Raw genomic sequence first — 3917 nt, 5'->3', positions numbered from 1 at the left:
GAAAAAAGCCTCACTGCTCGTATGATGAATGGTGAGGCTTTTTAAATTCCTAACCTCATAAACAAGTTCTTTCGACATCATCCAAAATTACATGACGCGATACATTTCTAGGTTTTTACCCATCTCCCCTCAAAGGGTCAGTCGATTTCCTATATAATGTGAGCTATTTCATCATTATTGATTCATTCAATTCAGGCTTTTTTTCTTAGTAAAAAAAGCTTCTTATCAGGTAAAACGGTGCTTTATGTTCAACGCTTCCTCGACTCGTTTAAATAAATACATCAGCGAAAGTGGTATTTGCTCTAGGCGAGACGCTGACCGCTTTATTGAACAAGGTAATGTATACATCAATGGCAAACGTGCGTCGGTAGGTGATCAGGTGGTTGCTGGTGATGCAGTAAAGGTCAATGGGCAGCCTATTGAGCCGCGAGAGCCTGATGATTTTATTTTTATTGCATTAAATAAGCCAGTGGGCATTGTAAGTACTACAGAAAGCTCTGAGAAAAATAATATTGTCGATTTTGTGCGACATAGTTTACGTATTTTTCCGATTGGTCGTTTGGACAAAGATTCTCAAGGTTTGATCTTTTTGACTAATAACGGTGATTTGGTCAATAAGGTACTACGTGCGGGTAATAATCACGAGAAAGAGTATCTAGTTACCGTAAATAAGACGTTAACGGATAGTGTTATCGAAGGTTTGGCGGGCGGTGTGCCGATGCTTGGCAAGATGACCAAAAAATGCCCAGTGACTAAAGTGGCTCCTAATGTGTTTAATATCACGCTCGTTCAAGGTCTAAACCGTCAAATTCGCCGTATGTGTGAGCACTTTGGCTACGAAGTCGTCAAGCTTGAACGTACGCGGATTATGAATGTAAGTCTCAAGGGTCTTCCCGTTGGTGACTGGCGAGACTTAACTCCAAAAGAGCTGTCCGTGTTACTTAAATCTGTAGAAGATTCTTCTTCGCAAGACAATCATTCAAGCAAGAAATCTCGCAATGCGCCACGAAAGAAACCTCGTACGGATGCTTCGTCAAAGTCAAAATCCTCTGCAAAATCGACAGGTGCAGCAAAAGGCCGTAACAAATACGCCAAGGATGATGCTAGAAAACCAGCAGGTTCTAAAGGTAGGGATGGACGTCCTACTGGTCGTGGTAAGCCGTCAGGGGGTAATGGTAAGTCCGGAGGCAATGGTAAACCTGCTACCAATGGCAGGCGTCCTTCAAAGGGACGCGGCTCTTCACGGTAATAATTTTTCACAATGTGACTGCTATATTTATTTCTAAAATAGCAGTAAGCTAAATAACTTTAATCTTAACGAGATCATATTATGTTTAAAATAAAAGTAGAGCGCATTGTCAAAAAACCGATTGATGAGGTATTTGAAGCACTGAGTGACCATGCCAGTTATGGCTCATTTAAAGCGGTAGGAGTTGCTAAGTTATTAGCTGAAGGTAACGACGAGCGCAATGGCGTCGGGGCTTTACGTAGCATTCAAACGGGACCTGTTAAGTTCTGGGAGCGGATTACAGCGTTTGAGCGTCCTACTCATATGCAATACCAAATCGAAAAATCTAAACCTATAAAAATGCAGCATGATAAAGGTATCATTGATTTAAAAGACTTGGGCGATGGCACCACACACGTGACTTGGGTATCTGAGGGTCGATTGATTGTACCATTGCCATTAATCGGTCGCCTATTTGACCGTCAAATGCAGAAACAAGGAACCATAGGGTTTAGTAGTATACTCAAATCTATAGAAAGCCGCTAATCTAGCGGCAATATTGTCTTCTTCGATATAATTATATAATGGTGGCTCTTTTATTTGAGCCACTATTAGTTGGTTTTAATTCGTTTTGTTCTTGGCAGCTTCAATTTCATTAAAACGTGCCAACTGTTCTGGTGTTGCTTTTTGCTGATACTTCTCTTTCCACTCAGCGTAAGGCATGCCATAAACAAGCTCGCGAGCATCCTCGTAGTCGATTTCAATACCACGCTCTTCACCAGCAGCTTTATACCATTTGGATAAACAGTTACGACAAAAGTCAGCCAAGTTCATCAGCTCGATATTTTGTACATCTTTACGCTCGTCTAAATGAGCCAATAAGCGACGAAATGCCGCGGCTTCTAATTCGATGTTTGATTCTAATTTTGCCATAAAGTTTTCCCTGATTGTCATTGAGCTATTTTAGAACTGAGATGATACTAATGATATAAACATTGCGCAACCTGTGTTGATCTATATCAAAAACGCGCACAAGAAACCCCATCATAGCAGCGGTTTATTAGCTTAAACCTTTTTGATTATACTATTAAACCACGCTTCATTTCTATCTGCTCTTTGGTCAATCGTGAGCCAAGTTTTTTCTTCAACTCTATAATTAATTTCTTGCTTTATGGCTTCCCATCGTTTTTCATTCATATCGCTAAAGAAGCGACTATTATCAAGTAAGCTTTATAAGAAAGGTAAGAAACTTTAGACATGAGCTGCGTGACAGAGAGTTGGAAAATATAGCGACAAAATAGGGTATTCATCTTCACAATGCGAAAAAGCTTTATCAAAATGTGAGTAGCTTAAGTAATAACGATAAATTTATCACCCAAGTCAAAGGTCAAACTGCTCAAGCGATTATTACCACGGCATTTTATTTGTGCAAAATGGAGAGTAGAAGTTTAGTTAGCCAGTATTAATGAGTTTTTTTCAAATATTGCAAGTCACCATACCAGTATCCTGCAGTAGCTCCGCCGTCGATCAAGAAGTCACTACCCGTAATAAAACGACCCTGATGACTCATCAAAAATGCTGCAAGATCACCAACTTCATCTGGTGTTCCAGCTCTACCTGACGGGCTTTTCGCCAACATGTTTCGGTATCCCTCGCCACGCGGTCCATTTAACTCATCATTCGCCAATGGTGTAATGATGATACCGGGGCTAATGGTGTTTAAGGTTGCGCCGCGTTTACTCCATGCCGTTGCTTCATACATGACTCGCAAGCCGTTACATCTTTTAGAGTATTGGTATGCTTTTAATGTGTCATCAATATTTTTTATCAAGGGCAGGTCTAATAACGACTCAGTCGGTGTTGTTGCTAATAAGGTATTGTCTTGCTCAAATAGGGCTGCTAATCGATGGCCAGATTGCGATGATATGGTGATACCTGAACCGCCTGCTGCGATAATCTTACCAAATTCTTCCAGTAATACCGCTGTACCATACAGATCGACATGCAAGATAGCCTCAATCGAATCCTGTGAAGGCGATAATCCCGCTGCGTTGATAAGGTGCATCACACTACCAAATTGCTGAGCATGATCAATGAGCTGTTTAATCGAGGCTCTAGAGGATAAATCGGTGACCATGACACTGGTATCAAAACCTGCATCATTGAATATTTTTGCCGCTGTTTGGGCATTTTTCTCACTAATATCAGCAAGCACGATATGTCTGCCAGCCCCAACGCGTCTGGCAATCGCTTGCCCTATAGACCCTGTGCCTACCAATACAACGACCTGTTTGTTTTCCATTACGTACTCCTCGTGATCAGTGAATTATCTAAATTATAAAGCCTATAGATTGTTTTACTAGATCACATAAACGCAATGTCCTTATGAGTTTGATTCATTAATCAGCTCATTACGAGTTTAATTCAATCATTAGAAGCTACTCCTATCGATGTTTTTAAACCTTTATCTATGGGTGAAACCTCAGTGCCTCTGCAATCAATTTAAAAGCAGGGGAGGACAGTTGCCGATTTGGATAATATAAATAGTAACCATCGAAGGGTTGGCACCAATCAGTGAGCACCTCGATTAACTCGCCCGTTTGTATCTGACTCTGTACCATATCTTCAGGTAAGTAAGCGAGACCAATACCTGACAATACGGCGTCCAAACGATTTTCTGAACTGTTGA

The 3917-nt window shown here is 40.9% G+C and carries 5 protein-coding genes; 2 read left to right on the top strand and 3 right to left on the bottom strand.

Annotated features, from left to right (window positions below; genetic code table 11):
* Positions 1-244 precede the first annotated feature (244 nt).
* Complete coding sequence (gene rluF, locus CXF60_RS00475; protein WP_102090355.1) at positions 245-1249, top strand: 23S rRNA pseudouridine(2604) synthase RluF; 1005 nt, start codon at positions 245-247, stop codon at positions 1247-1249.
* A gap of 81 nt (positions 1250-1330) precedes the next feature.
* Positions 1331-1774, top strand: coding sequence for an SRPBCC family protein (locus CXF60_RS00470; protein WP_102090354.1), 444 nt, complete (start codon positions 1331-1333; stop codon positions 1772-1774).
* Positions 1775-1849: 75 nt separating this feature from the next.
* Here the strand turns inward: CXF60_RS00470 and CXF60_RS00465 are convergent, their stop codons facing one another.
* The 3 genes from CXF60_RS00465 to CXF60_RS00455 form a co-directional block, all read right to left on the bottom strand.
* Positions 1850-2161: a DUF1244 domain-containing protein gene (locus CXF60_RS00465; protein WP_102090353.1), complete on the bottom strand. Its 312-nt coding sequence runs from the start codon at positions 2159-2161 to the stop codon at positions 1850-1852.
* Positions 2162-2690: 529 nt separating this feature from the next.
* Positions 2691-3530, bottom strand: a complete 840-nt coding sequence (locus tag CXF60_RS00460; protein WP_102090352.1) for an SDR family oxidoreductase — start codon at positions 3528-3530, stop codon at positions 2691-2693.
* A gap of 166 nt (positions 3531-3696) precedes the next feature.
* The coding region (locus CXF60_RS00455) for a LysR substrate-binding domain-containing protein (RefSeq protein WP_228706990.1) at positions 3697-3917 on the bottom strand (221 nt) is incomplete at its 5' end.

Source organism: Psychrobacter sp. 4Bb (assembly GCF_002836735.1).
Classification (GTDB): domain Bacteria; phylum Pseudomonadota; class Gammaproteobacteria; order Pseudomonadales; family Moraxellaceae; genus Psychrobacter.
This window is presented reverse-complemented; position numbering and strand designations above follow the sequence as displayed.